Origin of the sequence: Streptomyces sp. NPDC093225, assembly GCF_044753805.1 — a bacterium.
Taxonomy (GTDB): Bacteria; Actinomycetota; Actinomycetes; order Streptomycetales; family Streptomycetaceae; genus Streptomyces.
On record NZ_JBIVNX010000027.1, the window covers coordinates 18,683 to 39,473 of the forward strand.

The following is a 20,791-nucleotide window of genomic DNA, read 5'->3' on the forward strand; positions in this document are numbered from 1 at the left end:
CCTCCCGACGTCCTACCCGATTCCCACCGGTCCCTTCCGGGGAATCTTGAAGACCATAAAGCCGGGGACGCCGGAAGGTTCACCGATTCGGCCGAAGTCATGAAGTCCTGGAGGTACTTCATGACGTCCGCGGGCGACTACCGAAGGTTCCTCGAAGACCTGCCCCGCTACCTCACGAAGTCGCACACCGGCGCTTTGACGGGACCTCCCGGGAGCAGCAGTGTGGGGGTCGCCAACGACAACAGGCGGCGCCAGGAGGAATACGTGAGCAGAAAAATTCTGGTCATTGTCTCCGAACGCGGTTACTGGGCCGAGGAACTCATCGGACCGGTTTCCAAGTTCGACGAGCGTGGTTATGAGGTCGTCTTCGCCACGCCGACCGGAAAGCGGCCGCACGCCCTTCCGCCGAGCCTCGACGCGAACTACGTCGACCCGCCGCTGGGCCGCTCGGTGACCACCGAGGAGAACGCCCGGCTCGGCCGCGAGTTCGAGGCCTCCAACCGGCTCGACACCCCCTTCGACATCGAGGCCTGGGTCCCCGAGCGCCCGTACACCAGCGACGAGGGCTACCTCCGCAAGCTGGAGCAGTACCACCGCGACCTCGACAAGGTCGACGCCGACATCGCCGAGTACGACGCCATCCTGATCGTCGGCGGCTCCGGCCCCATCGCCGACCTCGCCAACAACGAGCGCGTGCACGCCCTGATCCTGGCCTTCAAGAAGGCCGGCAAGGTCGTGGCCGCCGAGTGCTACGGCGTCGCCTGCCTGGCCTTCGCCCGCGACTGGGACGACCGCCGCAGCATCATCCGGGGCAAGCACGTCACCGGGCACTGCAAGGAGTACGACTACAAGGACGGCACCGGGTTCCTCGGCACCGACTTCAACATGGGCCCGCCCCCGTACCCGCTGGAGTACATCCTGCGCGACGCCACGGGGCCGCGCGGCGCGTATCACGGCAACTTCGGGAAGCCGGTCTCGGTGATCGTGGACTTCCCGTTCGTGACGGGCCGGTCGACCCCCGACTCGTACCTCACGGGCCAGAAGATCGTGGAAGTCCTGGAGGACGGCCTCACCCGCTACGGCTGGTGACCGAAGAGCGGAACCGGAAACGGAATCGGAATCGGAATCGGCCACGCCATCAGCCGCGAAACCAGGGGGGAATTCATGGCAGCGACCCCGGGCCGGGAAAGGCTCATCGAGCAGTTCAAGGCCGACGGCCTCAACGTGATGTTCGGAAATCCCGGAACGGTGGAGCAGGGATTCCTCGACGCGGCCGACGCGGCCGAGGGGTTCCAGTACGTGCTCACCCTCCAGGAAACCGTGGCCGCCGGCATCGCCGACGGCTACGCGCGGGCCACCGGCGGCGCCGCCCTGCTCCAGCTGCACTCCGGCGTCGGCCTGGGGAACGGCATCGGCATGCTCTACCAGTCGCTGCGCGGCCACACCCCGCTGGTCGTGGTCGCCGGCGACGCGGGCGTCCGGTACGACGCCATGGACGCGCAGATGGCCGCCGACCTGGTGGCCATGGCGAAGCCGGTCACCAAGTACGCCACCCGGGTGACCGACCCGCGCTCGGTGCTGCGGACCGTCCGCCGGGCCGTCAAGATCGCGCTCACCCCGCCCCGCGGCCCGGTGTTCGTGGCCCTGCCGATGGACGTGCTGGACGAGCTCAACTCCGAGCCCGTGCTGCCGGCCGCCGTCCCGCTGACCGACGTGGCGCCCTCGGACGCCGCCGTCGGGCGGGCCGCCAGGCTGCTGGCCGGGGCCGAGCGGCCGGTCGTCCTCGTCGGCGACGGGGTGGCCCTGTCCGGCGCCCAGGCCGAACTGGCCGCCGTGGCCGAGCTGCTGGGCGCCGACGTGTACGAGGTGGACTCCTCCGAGGTGAACATCGCCGCCTCGCACCCGCTGCGCCGCGGCCAGCTGGGCCACATGTTCGGCGAGCACAGCAAGGCCCTGGTCCGGGACGCGGACGCGGTGCTGATCGTCGGCACGTACGTGTTCCCCGAGGTCTTCCCGGAGCTGGCGAGCCCGTTCGCCGACGGCGCCCGGATCGTGCACGTCGACCTCAACACCTACGAGATCGCCAAGAACCACCCGGTGGACCTCGGCCTGGCGGCCGACCCGAAGCTCGCACTGCGCGCGCTGGCGCCCGTACTCGAACGGGAGCTGGACCCGCTGCGCCGGGCGGCCGCGGCCACCCGGCTCGACGCCCGGCGGCGCGAGCGGGCGCTCGCCCCCCGGCCGGCGGTGCCGGTGGAATGGGACGGCACGCCGATGGCCGTCTTCCTGCAGACCCTGGCCGAGCGGACCGGGGGCGACCTGATCGTCTTCGACGAGGCGCTGACCACCTCCCCGCTGGTGACCGCCTACCTGCCCGCCGAGCGGCCCGGGGACTACCACCTCACCCGCGGCGGCTCCCTCGGCGTCGGGTTCCCCGGAGCGGTGGGCGCCAAGCTCGCGCACCCCGACCGGACGGTCGTCGGCTTCGCGGGCGACGGCGGGTCCATGTACACGTACCAGGCGCTCTGGACCGCCGCCCGGCACGGCATCGCCGCCAAGTTCGTGGTCTGCAACAACCGCAAGTACCGGCTGCTGGACGACAACATCGCCCAGTACTGGCGGGAGCGGGAGATCCCCGAGCACGCCTTCCCGAGCTCCTTCGACCTGTCCCACCCGGAGATCGACTTCGCGGGTCTCGCGCGCTCCCTCGGGGCGGGCGGCACGCGCGTGGAGAAGCCGGACGAGGCCGTCGCCGCAGTGCGCCGGATGCTCGACCACCCCGGCCCGTTCCTCGTCGACATCCAGATCTGACCACCACATCACACGGAGGCGCGCATGCCCGCCGAGCGGCTCACCGAGCACGCGATCCGGACCTTCGCGGGGGACTGGTACACCGCCCTCGACCAGCACGTCCCGCTGTCCGAGGTGCTGGCCCTCATCACCGAGGACCTGGAGTTCAAGGTGCCCGAGGACACGTTCCTGGGGCACAGCGGCTTCGGCCGTTGGTACGACGCCGTCACCAACCGGTTCTTCGACGAGGTGCACACCGTCACCAAGGTCGAGCCGGTCATCGAGGGCGACAAGGCCATCGTCCGGGTCCTGGTGAACTGGCAGGCCAAGATCTGGGACCCGCCGGCCGCCCGCAGCGTGTGGCTCGGCTTCGACGCCGACCAGACCTGGACCGTCGTGCCCGGCCCGGACGGGCCGCTGATCAAGACGTACACCGTCAACGAACTGGCCCCGATGCCGGGTTCGGCCTCCCTCTGACGCCCCGAAGGAGAAGCGGACCATGACCAACGTGACGCGGCAGCGGGTCGAGGCGGCCTACCGCGCGCTCGGCTCCGGCGACCGCGACCGGATCCTGGAGTACTACTCCGAGGACCTGCGGTGGCTGGTGCCCGGCAACCACCCGCTGGCCGGCTGGTACGAGAGCCTGGACGCGTTCCTGGAGCTCATGGGCGAGACCCACAAGCTCACCGGCGGCACCTTCAAGATGGACATCGAGTACGTCCTGACCGGCCCCGACTGCTCGGCCGACGTGTGCCGCAACACCGGTTCGCGGGCCGGCGCGAAGGACGACGCGCAGTCCCCGTACGAGCGCATGGACTACCAGGTCTTCCACTTCATGCGCTGGCACGAGGGACGGATCGTCGAGGGCCGGGACGGCCTGTTCGGGGACACCGCCAGCGCCTTCAGCCAGTTCTGGGCGCCCTTCGCGCCGGGCGGCATCCGCAGGGACCGATGAGGGGGAGCACGCGATGGACGCACGCCACATCCTGACCAAGTACTACGAGTACGCCAACGCCGGCGACTGGGACCGCTGGTGCGACCTGTTCGCCGACGACCAGGTCATGGACGAGCAGCTGGCCGGCCACATCGAGGGCCTCGACACCCTGCGCTCGATGATGAAGGGCATGGGGGACATGTACCGGGTCTTCCGGAACACCCCCGTGCACCTGATCGTCAACACCCAGGGCCCCGGCGGCGAGACCCCCGGCACCGTCAAGGCCGCGGCCGTCTCCCACCTCAGCGCCGTCAGCGCCTCCGGCGCGGCGATCGAGGCCGAGGTGATGAACTTCTTCAAGATCGTCGACGGGAAGATCGCGTACATGGCGAACTTCCACGACACGGTCCCCTTCCAGGTCCTGAGCCAGGGCTGAGGGGGCGCAGTCGTGACGGAGACTGAGTACGACTACGTGATCGTCGGCTCCGGCACCGCGGGCAGCGTGCTGGCCAACCGGCTCTCGGAGGACCCGGACGTCTCGGTGCTCGTCCTGGAGGCCGGCGGCGGCCGCATCCCGCCCGAGGTCGACGACCCCTCCTCCTGGTACAAGCTGCTCGGCGGCCCGGTCGACTGGGGCTACCAGTCCGTACCGCAGCCGGGCCTGGACGGCCGGCGCACGTACGAACCGCGCGGCAAGGCCCCCGGCGGCAGCAGCAACCTGTACATCATGATGCACATCCGGGGCCACGCCTCGGACTTCGACAACTGGGCCTACCAGGGCGCGGCCGGCTGGGCGCACGAGGACGTGCTGCCGTACTTCGCGCTGCTGGAGTCCCAGGAGGACCGGACCACCGCCGCCATCGGTACGGACGGCCCCCAGCGGGTCACCAACGCCGGCCGCCACGACCCCAACCCGGTCTCCCGGGCCTTCATCGACGCGGCCGTCGAACTCGGCCACCGCGAGATCGCCGACTTCAACACCGACGGCCCGCAGCGCGGCCTCTTCGGCACCGGCTGGCACCACATCGACGTGGCCGACGGCAAGCGGCAGGGCACCCTCGCCGCCTACCTGGAGCCCGCGCTCGGCCGGCCCAACCTCACCCTGCGCACCGGGGCCCAGTCCTCCCGCATCCTGTTCGACGGCACCCGCGCCACCGGCGTGGAGTACGTCCAGACGGCCCCGCCCGCGGACTTCCCGGGCCGCACCGTGGCCGCCGACACCCCGGGGGCGCCGGGCACGTACACCGTACGGGCCCGCCGCGAGGTGATCGTGGCCGCCGGGGCCATCGAGTCCCCGAAGCTGCTGCTGCTGTCCGGCGTAGGGAACCCGGAGCAGCTGCGTGAGCACGGCATCGACGTCACGGCGGCCGTCCCGGGCGTGGGCGAGAACTTCCACAACCACGTCCTGACCGGGCTGATGGCCGAGGTCACCCAGGAGCTGCCGCCGCCGGCCCAGAACCTCTCGGAGAGCGCGCTGTTCCTGGCCTCGCAGCCCGGCCTGCCGGCCCCGGACCTCCAGATCGCCTTCGTGCACGTGCCGTTCGACGTGATCGTCGGCCAGTCCCACCCGAACACCGTCAGCATCCTGCCCGGGGTGGTGCGGCCGGTCTCCCGCGGCTGGATCCGGCTGGCGAGCGCCGACCCGCTGGCGCACCCGCTGATCCACCCGAACTACCTGGGCGACCGCTGGGACCTGGAACGCATGGTCCAGGGCGTCAGGACCGCCCGCGAGATCTTCGCCACCTCGGCCTTCTCGCCCTGGTACAAGCAGGAGCTGCAGCCCGGGCCCGGCACCGCCACGGACGACGAGCTGCGCGCCTTCGTCAAGCAGAAGTCCGAGAGCTACCACCACCAGTCCGGCTCCTGCCGCATGGGCGTCGACGACCTCTCGGTCGTGGACCCCCAGCTGCGCGTGCACGGCACCGAGAACCTGCGCGTGGTCGACGCGAGCGTGATGCCGGCGGTGCCCTCGGGCAACTGCCACACCGCCATCGCGATGATCGCCGAGCGGGCCGCCGACTTCATCAAGGGGGTCTCCCGTGTCGAATGACGTCGTCCTGCGCGAGGGTCCGCTGTCCGGGACGAGGATCGCCGTCCTGGTCGAGAGCGACTTCTACGAGCCCGAGATCTTCTACTACCAGCGCCGGTTCGCCGAGGAGGGCGCGCAGGTCGACTTCCTGACCCGGCTATGGGGCCAGGACTCGATCACCTTCACCGGGCACGAGTACCGGGCGCCCTTCACCGCGGACCGGAGCCTGGAGGGCATCGGGGACGACGAGCTGCGCGCGTACGCCGCCCTGATCGTGCCCTCCGGCATGGTGGCCGACCGGCTGCGCTACACCGAGGACGTCGACGTCCTGGCCCCCGCCACCGAGCTGCTGCGCCGGGCCTTCGAGGAGCCCACCGTCCTCAAGGGGATCATCTGCCACGGCATGTGGCTGGCCTCCTCGATCCCCGGCACGGTGCGCGGCCGCAAGGTGGTCTGCCACAACAACCTCATCGGCGACGTCCGCAACATGGGCGGCCAGTACGTCGACGAGGACGTGGTCGTGGACGGCGACCTCGTCACCGGTCGCACCGGAGCCCACCACCACCTCTTCGCCCGCCGCATCATCGAGCTCATCGCGGCCGGCCGGGGCCGGAGGGCCGACTGATGCGCTGGTCGCACGTGGGCCTGAACTGCACCGACCAGAAGGTCACCGAGGAGTTCTACACGCGGTGGTTCGGCTTCACCCGGGCCCGCGTGGTCGACCTCGGCGCCTCGCAGATCGTGTTCCTGCGCAAGGGGGACGCGTACCTGGAGCTGTTCCCGGCCGGCACCGAGCCGGCCCGCGCGGCGCAGGAGGACGGGCCGCAGGCGCCGGGCCGGATGCGCCACCTGGCCTTCCAGACCGACAGCGTCGACGCCTTCCTCGCCGACCTCGGGGACGCGGCCGAGGTGACCCTGGGCCCGCTGGACTTCGACGACTTCATCTGCGGCTGGCGGACCGTCTGGCTGCGCGACCCCGACGGCGTGATCGTCGAGGTCAGCCAGGGCTTCGCGGACGAACCCGAGGAAGCGGACGACCGCGGCGCGCGAGCGCCCCGCACCACCGCCGAGCCGACCCACGACAAGGAAGGTGCCCGACATGGCTGACGCCGTGAGCTTCTCCTTCTCCGACACCATCGCCGGCTACGTCGGCCACTTCGACTCCGAGTCCCGGCAGCTGAGGCTGACCACCGCCGACGGCCGCGAGTTCACCGTGTCGCTCGCCTCCGGCCCCAGCGCCGAGCTCGTCCGCAACCTCGACGAGCCGTACGTCGACGCCTCGGGCCACATCGACGAGATGCTCTCCCCGGGCCGGTTCCTCTTCGTCTACGGCGTCCACTACCCGGAGCAGGGCGGGCGCTTCGACGCCAAGCGCCTGGTGTTCCTGGGCCGCGGCGCCGAGGACTACCGCTTCGAGGAGTCCGGCTGGTGGGTCAAGCAGGTCGAGTCGCTGGCCGCCTTCTACAAGCGGGCCCAGTTCGGCGACGGGCCGGTGGACTTCACCGAGTACCGCACCGAGATCCGGCTCGGCGGCGACAAGACCGCCAGCCACGTCCAGGAGACCGACACCATCTCCCGCCTGGTCTACGGCATGGCCTCCGCGTACCTGCTGACCGGCAAGGACGAGTACCTGGAGGTCGCCGAGCGGGGCACCGAGTACCTGCGCGCCCACATGCGCGTGGTGGACTCGGAGGAGGACGTCACGTACTGGTACCACGGCATCAGCGTCGACGGGGACGCCGAGCGCAAGCTCTTCACCTCCGAGTTCTACGACGACTTCGACGCGATCCCGATGTACGAGCAGATCTACGCCCTGGCCGGCCCGATCCAGACCTACCGGGTCACCGGCGACGTGCGGATCAAGAACGACGCCGACGGCACGATCCGCCTGTTCGACAAGTTCTTCTTCGACGGCGAGCAGGGCGGCTACTACTCGCACATCGACCCGATCCTCTTCAGCGCCGACCACGAGTCGCTGGGCGAGAACGCCGAGCGCAAGAACTGGAACTCGGTGGGCGACCACGCGCCGGCGTACCTGATCAACCTGTACCTGGCGACCGGCGACCAGAAGTACGCCGACTTCCTCGAGTACACCTTCGACACCATCGCCGAGCGGTTCCCGGACTACGACAACAGCCCGTTCGTCCAGGAGCGCTTCTTCCGCGACTGGTCCCACGACAAGGGCCACAGCTGGCAGCAGGACCGCGCGGTGGTCGGCCACAACCTGAAGATCGCCTGGAACCTGATGCGCATGAACTCCCTGAAGGCCAAGCCGGCCTACCGGGAGCTCGCCACCAAGATCGGCGAGATCATGCCGGAGGTCGGCAGCGACCTCCAGCGCGGCGGCTGGTACGACGTCGTCGAGCGCGTCAAGGAGGGCGACCAGGAGACGTATCGTTTCGCCTGGCACGACCGCAAGGCGTGGTGGCAGCAGGAGCAGGCGATCCTCGCCTACCTCATCCTGCACGGCACCGTCGGCGGCGACCTGTTCAAGAAGGAAGCCCGCCAGGCCGAGGCCTTCTACAACACGTTCTTCCTCGACCACGACGAGGGAGCGGTCTACTTCAACGTGCTCGCCAGCGGCACGCCGTACCTGCTCGGCACCGAGCGGCTCAAGGGCAGCCACTCGATGTCCATGTACCACTCGGCGGAACTCTGCTACCTCGCCGCCGTCTACAACAACCTGCTCATCAACGGCCGGGAGATGGACTTCCACTTCAAGCCGGACCCGACCGACCTGCCCGAACGCGTCCTGCGGGTATCGCCCGACCTGCTGCCCGCCGGATCGGTGCGGATCGCCTCCGTCGAGATCGACGAGAAGCCGTACGACGACTTCGACGCCGAGGCCCTCACCGTGAAGCTCCCGGACGTCCAGGGGCGGGTCAAGGTCAAGGTCCGGCTCCGGCCCACGGCCAAGTAGCGCTCAACGGGGGCGCCCCACACCAAGGGGATGGGAAATGACTCTGACCATCAAGGAACGCCGGACCAAGGCCGCGACCGTGCTCGCCGCCGCCGGTGAGATCAACAGCGAGACCTCCGGGCAGCTGCTCGACAAGCTGCTCCCGCTCGTCCGCGAGGGCCAGACCCTGCGCATCGACCTCAAGGCGGTCACGTACGTCTCCAGCGCGGGACTGCGCACCCTCCTCGTGGTCTACCGCGAGGCCCAGCACGCCGGCGTCGCCGTCACCCTGTCCGGGGTGAGCGACGAGGTGCGGTTCGTGATGTCGGCCACCGGCTTCCTCGACTTCTTCGAGACCGGCGAGGCGGCCGAGGCAGAGGCCGCCCGCAGGGAACGGCTGGCCACGAGGACGGCCCGATGAGCCCCGAGGCCGCCGCCCGCGCGGACCAGGTCCGCGTCGACGCCTACCCGACCCACGACGTGGCCGGGTACGGCGTCCGGGCCGGCAAGCCCTACCCCTTCGGGGCGTGGGTCGTGCCCGGCGGCGTCAACTTCTCCGTCTTCTCCGACCAGGCCACCTCCATGACCCTGGTCCTCTACAAGCGCGGCGAGCCCGAGCCGTTCGCCGAACTGGAGTTCCCGCAGGAGTTCCGCACCGGCAGCGTCTTCGCGATGACCGTGTTCGGACTCGACCACGAGAACATCGAGTTCGGCTACCGGGCCGACGGGCCCTTCGACCCGGTCACCGGCCACCGCTTCGACGCCCGGCAGGTGCTCTCCGACCCGTACGCCAGGCTCATCGCGGGCCGGGACGTGTGGGGCACCGAGCCCGACTACAGCCGCGGCTACCAGTACCGCTCCCGCGTCTGCCTGCAGGACTTCGACTGGGGCGACGACACTCCGCTGCGGATCCCCGCCGAGGACCTCGTCGTGTACGAGACCCACGTGCGCGGGTTCACCCGGCACCCCTCCTCCGGGGTGACCGCCCCCGGCACCTTCGCCGGGCTGCGGGAGAAGATCCCGTACCTGAAGGAGCTCGGGGTCAACGCGATCGAGCTGCTGCCGATCTTCGAGTTCGACGAGACCGACAACCCGCGCACCAACCCCGAGACCGGCGAGAAGCTCTACGACTACTGGGGCTACAACACCGTCGCCTTCTTCGCGCCCAAGGCCGGCTACGCGGCCACCGGACGCTACGGCATGCAGGGCGACGAACTGCGCACCCTGGTCAAGGACCTGCACGCGGCCGGCATCGAGGTCATCCTCGACGTGGTCTTCAACCACACCGCCGAGGGCAACGAGATGGGCCCGACCATCTCGTTCAAGGGCCTCGACAACGCCACGTACTACATGCTCACGCCCGAGGGCTACTACTTCAACTTCAGCGGCACCGGGAACACCGTCAACTGCAACCACCCCGTGGTGCGCAACTACGTCCTCGACTGCCTGCGCCACTGGGTCGCGGACTACCACATCGACGGCTTCCGCTTCGACCTCGCCGCCATCCTCGGCCGGGCCCTGGACGGCACCCCGCTGCCCAACCCGCCGCTGCTCGAATCGCTCGCCTTCGACCCGGTCCTGCGGCACACCAAGCTCATCGCCGAGGCCTGGGACGCCGCCGGGCTGTACGAGGTCGGCAACTTCCCCGCCTACGGCCGCTGGGCCGAGTGGAACGGGAAGTACCGCGACACCGTGCGCCGCTTCATCAAGGGCGACCCGGGCGTCACCGGGGAACTGGCCACCCGCATCGCCGGCTCCCCGGACCTGTACTCCACCCGCGGGACCGCCGCCTCCGTCAACTTCCTGACGGCGCACGACGGCTTCACCCTGGCCGACCTGGTCTCGTACAACGACAAGCACAACGAGGCCAACGGCGAGAACAACAACGACGGCGCCAACGACAACAACAGCTGGAACTGCGGCGCCGAGGGCCCCACGGACGACCCGGAGACCAACGCCCTGCGGCTGCGGCAGATGAAGAACGCCGTCGCCATCCTCCTCACCAGCCAGGGCATCCCGATGCTGCTGTCCGGCGACGAGGTGGGGCGCACCCAGAAGGGCAACAACAACACCTACTGCCAGGACAACGAGCTCTCCTGGTTCGACTGGGACCAGGTCGACGACAACGCCGAACTGCTCCACTTCGTCCGGCAGATGATCGCCTTCCGCAAGCGGCACCGCGAACTGCGCTCCACCACCCACCCCACCGGGGCCATCCGCGAGGGCCTGGGCCTGCCGGACATCAGCTGGCACGGCGCCCGCGCCTGGCTCCCCGACTGGTCCCCCGAGTCCCGGCTGCTGGCCGTGGCCCGGTGCGGAGCCGGCGACGACGACGTGGTCTACGTCGCCATGAACTCCCACTGGGAGCCGCACGACCTCGAGCTGCCGGCGCTGCCCGGCGGCCGCAGCTGGCACCTGTTCGCCGACACCGGGGCCGAGGCGCCGTACGACATCCGCACCCCGGGGGCGGAGAGCGAACTGGACAACGCAGGCAAGTACCTGATCGGACCGCGCTCGGTCGTGATCCTGGTGGGCCGCGTGCCCACCGAGGACTGACCCGCGCCCTGGACCCCGTACGCCCGAAGGAGCCTGACATGCCGCTTTCCGTGTCCCTGACCATCGACGGCGACACCACCGTGATCGAGCTCGCCGGCGAACTGGACGCCAACACCGCGCCGGACTTCCACCAGACCATCGAGAAGGCCGCGGGCCACGGCACCGGCACCGTGGAGATCAGGATGGCCGGGGTCGGCTACATGGCCAGCGCCGGTCTGCGCTCCCTGGTCTTCGCGCAGCAGAAGGTCGCCTCGAACGTCACCATCAAGGTGGTCGGCGCGATCGAGCCGGTGGCCCGCACCATCAGGACCGCCGGGCTGCACCGCAGCATCGTGCTGAGCGATGACTGACCCTGTCCGACTGGCCGAGCGCCCCACCGAGCTGCAGGTGCCCGCCACCCTGGGAGCCCTCGCCGACATCGCCGCCTTCGTGCTGGGCCTGGCCGACCAGGCCGGGCTCGGCAGGCGGGCGACGTACCGGCTGCGGCTGGCGGTGGACGAACTGGCCACCAACATCGTGACCCACGGCTACCGGGGCGGCGACGGACGGATCACCGTCCGGGGCCGCGCCGGGGCCGGCCGGGTCCGGGTCCGCCTCGAGGACACGGCCCCCGCCTTCGACCCGGTCGCCGGCTGCCTGCCGCCCGCAACGGGGATCCCCCCGGAGCGGCGGCGGGTCGGGGGCCTCGGCATCCACCTCGCGCTGACCAGCGTCGACGAGTTCGGCTACGTAAGGAGCGACGGCCGCAACATCAGCACGCTGACGGTCCTCGGTGAAGACGTGAGAAGGACGCGACCATGCCCTCCACGACCGTGATCATCCTGGACGAGCAGCCGCCGCCTCCCCAGGCCCTGCTCGACGCGCTGGCCAGCATGGACGCGGAGCTCTCCGCGCGTTCCCTGGCCCAGCTGCTCACCGGCCCCATCTCCGCGCTGCCGGAGGCCGACGTCCTGCTCGCCCCGGCGCAGATCCCGGGCGAGCCGGTGCGCACGGCCGTGCGGCGGCTGCGGCGCCGGGCCGGCGCGCCGATCGCGGTCGTGTGGACCACGGACGACTTCGAGGCCCTGGAGGACCACGTCCGACTCGGCCACGACTACCTCGTACCGCCCTTCCTGCCCGCCCTGGTCGGCGCCCGGCTGCACAGCTGCTCCGAGCGCGCCGAGCTGGGCCGCACCCTCCAGGAGGCCGACGCCCGGGCCGAACTCATGAGCTACGAGAAGGAGCTGGAGATCGGCCGGGAGATCCAGGCCGGCTTCCTGCCGGAGGACCTCCCCGTCCCCGCGGGCTGGGAGATCGACGTCCGGTTCCGCCCGGCCCGCCAGGTCGCCGGCGACTTCTACGACGTCTTCGAACTGGTCCACCGGCGCAGACTCGCCCTGGTCGTGGCCGACGTGTGCGACAAGGGCGTCGGCTCCGCCCTGTTCATGGCCCTGATCCGCTCGCTGCTGCGGCACACCGCGGAGAACAGCGGGCTGCAGCACCTGGTGGCCGCCGGCCGCTCCGGCGCCGGGATCCCGGTCGTCGGCGCCACGCCCCTGCTCAACGCGGTCACGGCCACCAACGGCTACCTCACCCGCAACCACCTGCGGCAGGGCTACTTCGCCACCCTCTTCTTCGCGGTCCTGGACCCCGCGACGGGGAGCCTCGTCTACATCAACGGCGGCCACAACCCGCCGCTGCTGCTGGACGCGGACGGTGCCGAGCCGGTGCCGCTGGAACCCACCGGGCCGGCCGTCGGGGTGCTGCCGGACTGTTCGTACGCCCTCGGGTACGCCCAGCTCGACCCGGGGGACACCCTGTTCGTCTACACGGACGGCGTACCCGAGGCGCGCTGCCCGGACGGCCGGTTCCTCGGCGACGACCGGATGATCGACCTGCTCAGCGAGTCGGCGGTGAACGGCCGCGCGGTCCTGGACCGGATGGACCTGGCCGTGCGCCAGCACACCGGCGAGGCCGAGCAGCACGACGACGTCACCATGCTGGCCCTGCACCGGCCACGTGCGGCGCGGGGGCCGCACGCGGCCGGGCAGGCGGTGGCGTGATGGCGACGACCATCGTGGTGCACTCGCACCGGGGCGGCACCGGGAAGTCCACGGTGCTGGCGAACCTCGCGCTGCTGATCGCGGCGGAGGGGCGCCGCGTCGCCCTCATCGACACCGACATCCAGTCACCGACCATGGACGTGCTCTTCAGGGTCGGCCCCCGGGTCTGGTCGCTGACCGACTACCTGCTCGGGCGCTGCGAGATCGAGGCGGCCGCCCACCCGGTCGGCCCGCCCGGCCTCTACCTCGTACCCGCCCGGACCACCACCTCCTCCCTCCCCGAGATCATGGCCACCGGCTACGACGTGGGCCTGCTGCCCGAGGCCTTCGGCCGGCTGACCCAGAAGTACGACCTGGACGTCCTGCTCCTGGACACCCATGCGGGGCTCAACAACGAGACCGTGACGGCGATGGCGAGCGCCGACGTCCTGATGATCATGGCCAGGGCGGACCGCATCGACCTGTCCGGGGTGGAGGAGACCATCGCCCTGGCGGGCCGGCTGGCCTGCCGGCGCACCTTCGTGATGAGCATGGCCCCGGAGGGCATCGACCGCGAACGGGTACGGGACCGGGCCGAGCGCGTCTACGGCGCCCCACTGGCCGGAATTCTTCCCTACGTGCCGGAAATGGCGGCGCTGTGCGGAGAACGCATATTCGCGGAAGCCTGTCCCGACCACCCCTTGGTGGATGAATTCCGGAACATCATTGCGGTACTGGATGCACGTGACGAAGTCTCGCGTGCCTGACGCCCCACTCTCGCGCGCCCCCAGCGGGACGTGTTGAATCGGCACCACTCCAGAAAGAGGAGAAAGAGTCATGAAGATACTCGTCGTCATGACGGCCAAGGCCACGCTCCACCTCCTGGACGGGGAACTCCACCCCTCCGGATTCTGGGCCGAGGAATTCGTCGTTCCCTACCAGCTCTTCCGCGCCGCGGGCCACACCGTCGACGTGGCGACGATCGGGGGCCAGGCTCCCACGGTCGACCAGACCAGCATCGACCCGAACTTCCTCAAGTGGGTGCGCCCCGAGGGCTCCGCGGACGACGACGCGGCCAACGCCGCGGAGTACGTACGCGTCATCGGCAGCACGTCGCAGCTCCGGAGCCCGATTGCGCTGGAGACCCTCGGCGAGAAGGACGTCGCCGGCTACGACGGCATCTACGTGAGCGGCGGGCACGGCGCCATCGGCGACCTGCCCAAGTCCGACGAGCTCGCCCAGCTGCTGCGCTGGGCCATCGCCCAGGACAAGAAGATCGCCACCGTCTGCCACGGCCACACCTCCCTGCTCGCGCTCCGCGACGGCGAGGGCCGGTGGCCCTTCGAGGGCTACCGGATGACCGCCTTCTCGCACAGCGAGGAGCTCGTCACCAACATGGCCGGCCGACTGCCCCTCATCCTCGAGGTGGAGCTCACCCGTCTCGGCGCCCGGTACGAGAAGGCCGAGAAGATCTGGGACTCCCACGTCGTGGTGGACCGCAACCTCACCACCGGCCAGAACCCTTACTCCTCCAAGGCCCTCGCCGAGACGTTCTTAGCGCAGCTCGGCGCGTGAACGGGTCCCGGGGCAGGCCCGGGCCCGTCGGGGCATCCGCACCCCCCACCGACACCGGAAGGCAGCCATGACCAAGCGCGCGCTCAGCGACCAGCCCCTGGCGAACCCGGGGAAGCTGTTCATCGGCGGGCAATGGCGGGACGCGGCCGACGGCCGCACCGAGCCGGACCTCAGCCCCATCGACGGACAGGAGATCGTGCCGGTGGCGCAGGCCACCGCCGCGGACGCCGACGCCGCCGTGGCAGCGGCCCGCACCGCCTACGAAGAGGGTCCCTGGAGCAGACTCTCCGCCCAGGAGCGCGCACTCAGGCTGAACCGGGTCGGTGAGCTCATCGAGCGCGACCTGGAGGAGATCGCCCTGCTGGAGACCGTGGACATGGGCAAGCCGTTCGCGTTCTCCAGCACGGTCGACGCCCCGATGGCCGCGCAGCTCATGCACTACTACGCCGGCGCCGTCACCCGCGTCGACGGCGCCTCCCGCACCCCGGCCGGCGGACAGCTGGCGTACACCCTGCGCGAACCGCTCGGCGTGGTCTGCGCGATCACCCCGTTCAACTTCCCGCTGCTGCTGTCCATGACGAAGATCGCCCCGGCCCTGGCCGCGGGCAACACCGTGGTCCACAAGCCCTCCCCGGCCACCCCGCTCACCGCGCTGAAGATCGCGGAGCTGTTCCAGGAGGCGGAGATCCCGGACGGCGTGCTCAACGTCGTCACCGGGCCCGGCGTGGAGCTCGGCGAGACCCTGACCGACCACCCCGGCATCGACAAGATCGCCTTCACCGGCTCCACGGCCGTCGGCCAGAGCATCATCCGCAAGTCCGCCGGCACCCTGAAGAAGGTCACGATGGAGCTCGGCGGCAAGTCCGCCAACATCGTCTTCGCCGACGCCGACCTCGACCTCGCCGAGGAGCTCGCGTTCTTCGGCATCTACTACAACAAGGGCGAGATCTGCACCGCCGGCTCCCGGCTGCTGCTGCAGCGCCAGATCCACGACGAGATGGTCGAGCGCCTGGTCTCCCGCGCCGCCGCCCTCAAGCCCGGCGACCCGCGGGATCCGGCCACCCTGTTCGGCCCGCTGGCCCACCGCGGCCAGTTCGAGAAGGTCAGCTCGTACATCGAGATCGGCCAGAAGGAAGGCGCCACCCTGCGCACCGGCGGCACCGGCTGGACCCCCGAGGGGGCCTCGTCGGAGGGGCTGTACTTCCTGCCCACCGTCTTCACCGGGGTGGACAACTCCATGCGCATCGCGCAGGAGGAGATCTTCGGTCCCGTGCTCGGCATCATCCCCTTCGACACCGAGGAGGACGCCGTCCGCATCGCCAACGACAGCGCCTACGGGCTCGCCGCGGGCGTGCACACCCGGGACCTCAAGCGGGCGCACCGCGTCGCCTCGCAGATCAAGGCCGGCACCGTGTGGGTCAACTGCTACAACCAGTACGACCCCTCGGTGCCCTACGGCGGCTACAAGGCCTCCGGGTTCGGCCGCGAGTGCGGCCCCGAGTCCCTCGAAAGCTACACCCAGACCAAGTCGGTCTGGATCGGCATGAGCTGAGGAGCACACGAGCGCATGGACATCGGCATCATCGGCACCGGGCGGATCGGCTCCACGCTGGCCCGGATCCTCACCGACGCGGGTCACCACACGGTCCTGGCCAACGCGAGCGGCCCGGCCTCCCTGGCCCCGCTGGTCGCGGCATTAGGTCCGGCCGCCCGCGCGGCCCAGCCGGAGGACGCCGCCCGCGCGGCCGACCTCCTGGTGCTGATGGTGCCGTTCGACAGCGCACGGGGCCTGCTGCCCGCCCCGGCCGTGAAGGACCGACTCGTGGTCGACGCCATGAACGCCTTCACCGGCCGGGGCGAGCCCCGCGACCTCGGCCCCCGCGGCTCCAGTGAGCTCGTCGCCGACTGGTACCCCGGCGCACGACTGGTGAAATCCCTCAACACCATGCACTTCCAGACCCTGGCCACGGCCGGCACCGCCGCCGGACCGCCGCTCGCCCACTACGTGTCGGGCGACGACGCCGAGGCCAAGGAAATCGTCGCCGGAATCATCCGCGACCTGGGATTCGCACCCGTCGACACCGGTTCACTCCACACGGGCGGAATTCTCCAACAGCCCGGTGGTCCGCTTTTCAACCGGACGCTCACGGAACAGCAGGCCCGCACCGCAATCGGCGCGCGGTGAAAGCAAGCGAAGGGGCGTGGTCATGAATGTCGAACTGAACGTCAACGGCGTGCCGGAGCGATTTCCGGCCGAACCCAACGAGCTGCTCGTCGAGCGGCTGCGCGACGGTCTCGGCCTCACCGGCACCAAGGTCGGCTGCGACACCGGCCAGTGCGGCACCTGCGTGGTCCGGCTCGACGGCCGCTCCGTCAAGAGCTGCCTCGTCCTGACCGTCCAGGCCGACGGCTGCGCGGTCGCCACCATCGAGGGCGTCGCCGCCGCCGACGGGGAACTCACCGGCCTGCAGGAGGCGCTGCGCCAGGAGCACGGCACCCAGTGCGGGTTCTGCACCCCGGGCATGGTCATGTCCCTGGGCGAGCTCCTCGACGACAGCCGGGGCGGGCCCGCCCCCACCGAGCCCGAGATCCGCGAATGGCTGACCGGCAACCTGTGCCGCTGCACCGGCTACCACAGCGTCGTCCGCGGCGTGCAGCGCGCCTGCGCCGCCGCGGCCCCCGGCGCCGCCGCGGAGCCCGCGGCCGCACTGTCCAGACCGGCCGCCACGACGGAGGGATGACGAGAGATGACCACCGTGGTGGGGGACCACACCCGACCGCTCGGCGCGCCGCTCGACAGCCGTGAGGACCCGCAGCTCCTGCGCGGCCAGGCCAGGTACGTCGCCGACATCGAACTGCCCCGCATGGCGCACATGGCCATCCTCGGCAGCGACCGCGCCCACGCGCGCATCCTCGGCATCGACACCAAGGCCGCCGAGCAGATGCCCGGCGTCCTCAAGGTGGCCACCGCCGCCGACTTCCAGGACGTCATGCCGCTGCCCTGCATCTGGATCCCCGGCGGAGTGGAGAGCCACTTCCCGCCGCACCCGTACGGACTGCCCGGCGCCCGCCCCGTCCTGACCGGCGACGCCGTCCGCCACGTCGGCGACGCCATCGCCGTCGTGGTCGCCGAGACGCCCAAGCAGGCCCACGCGGCGCTGCGCGCCATCGCCGTCGAGTACGAGCCGCTTCCCGTGGTCACCCGGGCCGACCACGCCCTGGCGGAGGGCGCCCCGCAGCTCCACGAGGCCGTACCCGGCAACCTCAACGCGTACTGGACCTGCGGCGACCAGGAGCGCACCGACCGCGCCATCGCCGAGGCCGAGGTCGTGGTGGAGCTCGACCTCGTCAACCAGCGCACCATCAACAGCCCCCTGGAGCCGCGCGGCGCGGTGGGCGAGTACGACGCGGCCACCGGCGAGTACACCCTGCACGCCTCCACCCAGGGCCCGCACAACCACCGCTTCCTGCTGGCCGCCCTGGTCCTCGGCATCCCGTTCAACAAGCTCCGGGTCGTCGCGCCCACCGTCGGCGGCAGCTTCGGCACCAAGGGCTACCTGTACCCGGACATGGCGCTGGTGCTCAAGCTCGCCAAGGCGCTGGGCCGCCCCGTCAAGTGGGTCGACACCCGCACCGGCCTGATGAACTCCACCGTCCAGGGCCGCGACCACCGCCAGCACGTCACCCTGGCCGGCACCCGCGACGGCCGCATCACCGCCGTGCGCTGCACCAGCTACGCCAACCTCGGCGCCTACCCCTCCACCATCGGCCCCGGTGTCGCCACCGCCCTAATGGGCCGCTCCATCACCGGCATGTACGACGTCGACGCCGCCTTCTGCGAGGTGTACGCCGCCTTCACCAACACCGTGCCGCTCGGCGCCCAGCGCGGCAGCGGCCGCGCCGAGGCCGCGTTCCTCATGGAGCGCCTGGTCGACCGCTACGCCGCCGAGATCGGCCAGGACCCGGCGGCCGTCCGCCGCAGGAACCTGGTCCCGGCGGAGAAGTTCCCGTACGACAACGGCCTCGGCTGGACCTACGACTCCGGCAACTACCAGGAGAACTTCGACAAGGCCCTGGCCCTGGCCGGCTACGCCGACGTGCCCGCCCGCAAGGAGGAGGCCCGCGGCCGCGGCAAGCGCCTCGGCGTCGGCCTGGCCACGTACGTCGCCATCTGCGGCGTCGGCCCCTCCACCCGGATGTCCCAGGAGGGCATGCTCGGCGGCACGTGGGAGAGCTCCAACATCCGCGTCCACCCCACCGGCGAGGTCACGCTGACCGTCGGCTCGGCCTCCACCGGCCAGAGCCACGGCACCGTCTTCGCCCAGGTGGCCGCCGACGTCCTCGGCATCGACCCGGAGCAGGTGCAGGTCCTCGAGGGCGACACCCTCAAGGCCCCCTACGGCCAGGGCACCTACGGCAGCCGCTCCTTCAGCATGGCCGGCCCCTCCGTCGCCCTCACCGCCGGCAAGGTCAAGGAGAAGATGCGCCGGGCCGGCGCCGCCCTGATGAACCTCCCCGAGGAGCAGGTCGTCTACGAGGACGGCCGCGTCTTCGAGCGCGCGAACCCCGAGAACGGCAAGGCCTTCGCCGACCTCGCCATGGCCCTCTGGTACGGCTGGAACCTGCCTCCGGAGATCGAGCCCGCCATCGACGAGACCACCCACTTCGACCCGCCGGACTTCAACTACCCGTTCGGCACCCACGTCGCCGTCGTCGAGGTGGACGAACTCACCGGCGAGACCGAGGTGGTGGCCTACACCGCCGTCGACGACGCCGGCAACATCGGCAACCCCAAGGTCGTCGAGGGCCAGATCGAGGGCAGCATCCTGCACGGCCTCGGCCAGGCCCTCATGGAGGCCGCCGTCTACGACGACCAGGGCGTCCTGGTCAGCAGCGACCTGCGCAGCTACGCCCTCCCGCGGGCCGCCGACGCGCCGTTCTTCGCCCTCGACAAGACCGTCACGCCCACCCCGCACAACGTGCTGGGGGCCAAGGGCGCCGGCGAGATCGCCACCGTGCCGCCCGCCGCAGCCGTGGTCAACGCGGTCGTCGACGCCCTCTCCGACCTGGGCGTACAGCACATCGACATGCCGCTCACGCCGGAGAAGGTCTGGCGCCGGATGCAGGGAGAGGCGCAGTGATCCTCACCGACTTCGACTACGTCCGGCCCGGCACCCTGGCCCAGGCCCTGGAACTGCTCGGCACCGGTTCCCGCGCCGTGGTGCTGGCCGGCGGCCAGAGCCTGCTCGTCGACCTGCGCACCGGCGACACCGTCCTCGAGCCCGGCTCCGCCCTTCTGGTCGACGTACGCCGCCTGGAGGAACTGCGCGGCATCCGGCGCACCGAGAACGGCTCGCTGCGCATCGGCGCCGCCACCACGCTCGCCGAACTCGCCGCCGACCGCCGGGTCCTGGACGAGGCACCCGCCCTCGCCCAGGCCGCCCGGGCCAACGGCGACCCGCAGGTCCGCAACCTCGGCACCGTGGGCGGCAACCTCGCCGCCCGCGGCCGGGCCACGGACCTGCCCGCCGCCGCCATCGCCGCCGACGCCCGGGTGCTGATCGCCGGCCCCGCCGGCCGCCGCTCGGTGCCCGCCGAGGAGTTCGCCGCCACCGGTGCGCCCACCGGCTCCGTCGTCACCGCCCTGACCGTACCGCCGGCCCGCGCCGGCGCCTTCGTGAAGACCGCCGACCGCGCCACCCGCTACCCGGTGTGCGCCGTCGCGGTCCGCGTCGGCCCGGCCGGCCTGCGGATCGCAGTCACCGGCGCCACCGCCCGGCCGGTCCGGCTGCGCGGCGTCGAGGACCGGCTGCGCGGCACCGACCTCGGCACCGAGGCGGTCCTCGCCGCCTTCCGCGCCGAGCCCCGCGACCGGTTCACACCCGGCCGCGGCACCTCGGCCGAGTACCTCGGCCACCTCGCCGGGGTGCTCACCGCACGCGCCCTGAAGAGGGCGCAGCACCTCGCGAACAGTACGTGACCCGTAC

The 20,791-nt window shown here is 71.1% G+C and carries 21 protein-coding genes; all 21 read left to right on the top strand.

Going from position 1 to position 20,791, the window contains the following annotated elements:
• Positions 1-264 precede the first annotated feature (264 nt).
• Positions 265-1,089: a type 1 glutamine amidotransferase domain-containing protein gene (locus tag ACIQCH_RS23465; protein ID WP_402583787.1), complete on the top strand. Its 825-nt coding sequence runs from the start codon at positions 265-267 to the stop codon at positions 1,087-1,089.
• Positions 1,090-1,164: 75 nt separating this feature from the next.
• The gene (locus tag ACIQCH_RS23470; protein ID WP_402583789.1) at positions 1,165-2,811 is read left to right on the top strand and encodes a thiamine pyrophosphate-binding protein; all 1,647 of its coding nucleotides are present in this window, start codon (positions 1,165-1,167) and stop codon (positions 2,809-2,811) included.
• Between the two features lie 24 nt (positions 2,812-2,835).
• Entirely contained in the window at positions 2,836-3,267 is a 432-nt protein-coding gene (locus ACIQCH_RS23475) for a nuclear transport factor 2 family protein (RefSeq protein ID WP_030199227.1), read from the top strand.
• Positions 3,268-3,289: 22 nt separating this feature from the next.
• On the top strand, positions 3,290-3,745 hold the full coding sequence (locus ACIQCH_RS23480) for a nuclear transport factor 2 family protein (protein WP_402583791.1): 456 nt from the start codon (positions 3,290-3,292) through the stop codon (positions 3,743-3,745).
• Positions 3,746-3,758: 13 nt separating this feature from the next.
• Entirely contained in the window at positions 3,759-4,160 is a 402-nt protein-coding gene (locus ACIQCH_RS23485; RefSeq protein WP_402583793.1) for a nuclear transport factor 2 family protein, read from the top strand.
• 12 nt (positions 4,161-4,172) lie between these two features.
• Positions 4,173-5,774: a GMC family oxidoreductase gene (locus ACIQCH_RS23490; protein WP_402583795.1), complete on the top strand. Its 1,602-nt coding sequence runs from the start codon at positions 4,173-4,175 to the stop codon at positions 5,772-5,774.
• The gene (locus ACIQCH_RS23495; RefSeq protein ID WP_402583797.1) at positions 5,764-6,378 is read left to right on the top strand and encodes a DJ-1/PfpI family protein; all 615 of its coding nucleotides are present in this window, start codon (positions 5,764-5,766) and stop codon (positions 6,376-6,378) included. Before ACIQCH_RS23490 ends, ACIQCH_RS23495 begins: the two co-directional genes overlap by 11 nt.
• Positions 6,378-6,860 carry a VOC family protein gene (locus tag ACIQCH_RS23500; protein ID WP_402583799.1) on the top strand — a complete coding sequence of 161 codons (483 nt, stop codon included), beginning with the start codon at positions 6,378-6,380 and terminating at the stop codon, positions 6,858-6,860. Before ACIQCH_RS23495 ends, ACIQCH_RS23500 begins: the two co-directional genes overlap by 1 nt.
• A complete protein-coding gene (locus tag ACIQCH_RS23505; RefSeq protein WP_402583801.1) occupies positions 6,853-8,673 on the top strand; it encodes an AGE family epimerase/isomerase in 1,821 nt (606 codons plus the stop codon). Before ACIQCH_RS23500 ends, ACIQCH_RS23505 begins: the two co-directional genes overlap by 8 nt.
• 37 nt (positions 8,674-8,710) lie before the next feature.
• Entirely contained in the window at positions 8,711-9,073 is a 363-nt protein-coding gene (locus tag ACIQCH_RS23510) for an STAS domain-containing protein (RefSeq protein ID WP_402583803.1), read from the top strand.
• Complete coding sequence (glgX, locus tag ACIQCH_RS23515) at positions 9,070-11,208, top strand: glycogen debranching protein GlgX (RefSeq protein WP_402583805.1); 2,139 nt, start codon at positions 9,070-9,072, stop codon at positions 11,206-11,208. Before ACIQCH_RS23510 ends, glgX begins: the two co-directional genes overlap by 4 nt.
• Positions 11,209-11,246: 38 nt before the next feature.
• Positions 11,247-11,558, top strand: coding sequence for an STAS domain-containing protein (locus ACIQCH_RS23520; protein ID WP_030199195.1), 312 nt, complete (start codon positions 11,247-11,249; stop codon positions 11,556-11,558).
• Positions 11,551-12,024, top strand: a complete 474-nt coding sequence (locus tag ACIQCH_RS23525; RefSeq protein ID WP_402583807.1) for an ATP-binding protein — start codon at positions 11,551-11,553, stop codon at positions 12,022-12,024. Before ACIQCH_RS23520 ends, ACIQCH_RS23525 begins: the two co-directional genes overlap by 8 nt.
• On the top strand, positions 12,006-13,250 hold the full coding sequence (locus tag ACIQCH_RS23530) for a PP2C family protein-serine/threonine phosphatase (RefSeq protein WP_402583809.1): 1,245 nt from the start codon (positions 12,006-12,008) through the stop codon (positions 13,248-13,250). Before ACIQCH_RS23525 ends, ACIQCH_RS23530 begins: the two co-directional genes overlap by 19 nt.
• A complete protein-coding gene (locus ACIQCH_RS23535) occupies positions 13,250-13,996 on the top strand; it encodes an AAA family ATPase (protein WP_402583811.1) in 747 nt (248 codons plus the stop codon). Before ACIQCH_RS23530 ends, ACIQCH_RS23535 begins: the two co-directional genes overlap by 1 nt.
• Positions 13,997-14,066: 70 nt before the next feature.
• The gene (locus ACIQCH_RS23540; RefSeq protein WP_402583813.1) at positions 14,067-14,804 is read left to right on the top strand and encodes a type 1 glutamine amidotransferase domain-containing protein; all 738 of its coding nucleotides are present in this window, start codon (positions 14,067-14,069) and stop codon (positions 14,802-14,804) included.
• Between the two features lie 67 nt (positions 14,805-14,871).
• Positions 14,872-16,356 (top strand): aldehyde dehydrogenase family protein, encoded by a 1,485-nt coding sequence (locus tag ACIQCH_RS23545; RefSeq protein WP_402583814.1) that lies wholly within the window; start codon positions 14,872-14,874, stop codon positions 16,354-16,356.
• Between the two features lie 15 nt (positions 16,357-16,371).
• The gene (locus tag ACIQCH_RS23550) at positions 16,372-16,989 is read left to right on the top strand and encodes an NADPH-dependent F420 reductase (RefSeq protein ID WP_402583816.1); all 618 of its coding nucleotides are present in this window, start codon (positions 16,372-16,374) and stop codon (positions 16,987-16,989) included.
• A 22-nt stretch (positions 16,990-17,011) separates the two neighbouring features.
• Positions 17,012-17,545 carry a (2Fe-2S)-binding protein gene (locus tag ACIQCH_RS23555; protein WP_402583818.1) on the top strand — a complete coding sequence of 178 codons (534 nt, stop codon included), beginning with the start codon at positions 17,012-17,014 and terminating at the stop codon, positions 17,543-17,545.
• A 6-nt stretch (positions 17,546-17,551) separates the two neighbouring features.
• The gene (locus ACIQCH_RS23560; protein ID WP_402583820.1) at positions 17,552-19,945 is read left to right on the top strand and encodes a xanthine dehydrogenase family protein molybdopterin-binding subunit; all 2,394 of its coding nucleotides are present in this window, start codon (positions 17,552-17,554) and stop codon (positions 19,943-19,945) included.
• Positions 19,942-20,784 (top strand): FAD binding domain-containing protein, encoded by an 843-nt coding sequence (locus ACIQCH_RS23565; RefSeq protein WP_402583822.1) that lies wholly within the window; start codon positions 19,942-19,944, stop codon positions 20,782-20,784. Before ACIQCH_RS23560 ends, ACIQCH_RS23565 begins: the two co-directional genes overlap by 4 nt.
• Positions 20,785-20,791: the final 7 nt, after the last annotated feature.

Coding starts and splice junctions, on each gene's coding strand:
- ACIQCH_RS23545 (WP_402583814.1), top strand. CDS start 14,872: ATGACCAAGCGCGCGCTCAGCGACCAGCCCCTGGCGAACCCGGGGAAG.
- ACIQCH_RS23485 (WP_402583793.1), top strand. CDS start 3,759: ATGGACGCACGCCACATCCTGACCAAGTACTACGAGTACGCCAACGCC.
- glgX (WP_402583805.1), top strand. CDS start 9,070: ATGAGCCCCGAGGCCGCCGCCCGCGCGGACCAGGTCCGCGTCGACGCC.
- ACIQCH_RS23500 (WP_402583799.1), top strand. CDS start 6,378: ATGCGCTGGTCGCACGTGGGCCTGAACTGCACCGACCAGAAGGTCACC.
- ACIQCH_RS23475 (WP_030199227.1), top strand. CDS start 2,836: ATGCCCGCCGAGCGGCTCACCGAGCACGCGATCCGGACCTTCGCGGGG.
- ACIQCH_RS23520 (WP_030199195.1), top strand. CDS start 11,247: ATGCCGCTTTCCGTGTCCCTGACCATCGACGGCGACACCACCGTGATC.
- ACIQCH_RS23530 (WP_402583809.1), top strand. CDS start 12,006: ATGCCCTCCACGACCGTGATCATCCTGGACGAGCAGCCGCCGCCTCCC.
- ACIQCH_RS23480 (WP_402583791.1), top strand. CDS start 3,290: ATGACCAACGTGACGCGGCAGCGGGTCGAGGCGGCCTACCGCGCGCTC.
- ACIQCH_RS23510 (WP_402583803.1), top strand. CDS start 8,711: ATGACTCTGACCATCAAGGAACGCCGGACCAAGGCCGCGACCGTGCTC.
- ACIQCH_RS23470 (WP_402583789.1), top strand. CDS start 1,165: ATGGCAGCGACCCCGGGCCGGGAAAGGCTCATCGAGCAGTTCAAGGCC.
- ACIQCH_RS23540 (WP_402583813.1), top strand. CDS start 14,067: ATGAAGATACTCGTCGTCATGACGGCCAAGGCCACGCTCCACCTCCTG.
- ACIQCH_RS23560 (WP_402583820.1), top strand. CDS start 17,552: ATGACCACCGTGGTGGGGGACCACACCCGACCGCTCGGCGCGCCGCTC.
- ACIQCH_RS23505 (WP_402583801.1), top strand. CDS start 6,853: ATGGCTGACGCCGTGAGCTTCTCCTTCTCCGACACCATCGCCGGCTAC.
- ACIQCH_RS23555 (WP_402583818.1), top strand. CDS start 17,012: ATGAATGTCGAACTGAACGTCAACGGCGTGCCGGAGCGATTTCCGGCC.
- ACIQCH_RS23550 (WP_402583816.1), top strand. CDS start 16,372: ATGGACATCGGCATCATCGGCACCGGGCGGATCGGCTCCACGCTGGCC.
- ACIQCH_RS23535 (WP_402583811.1), top strand. CDS start 13,250: ATGGCGACGACCATCGTGGTGCACTCGCACCGGGGCGGCACCGGGAAG.
- ACIQCH_RS23525 (WP_402583807.1), top strand. CDS start 11,551: ATGACTGACCCTGTCCGACTGGCCGAGCGCCCCACCGAGCTGCAGGTG.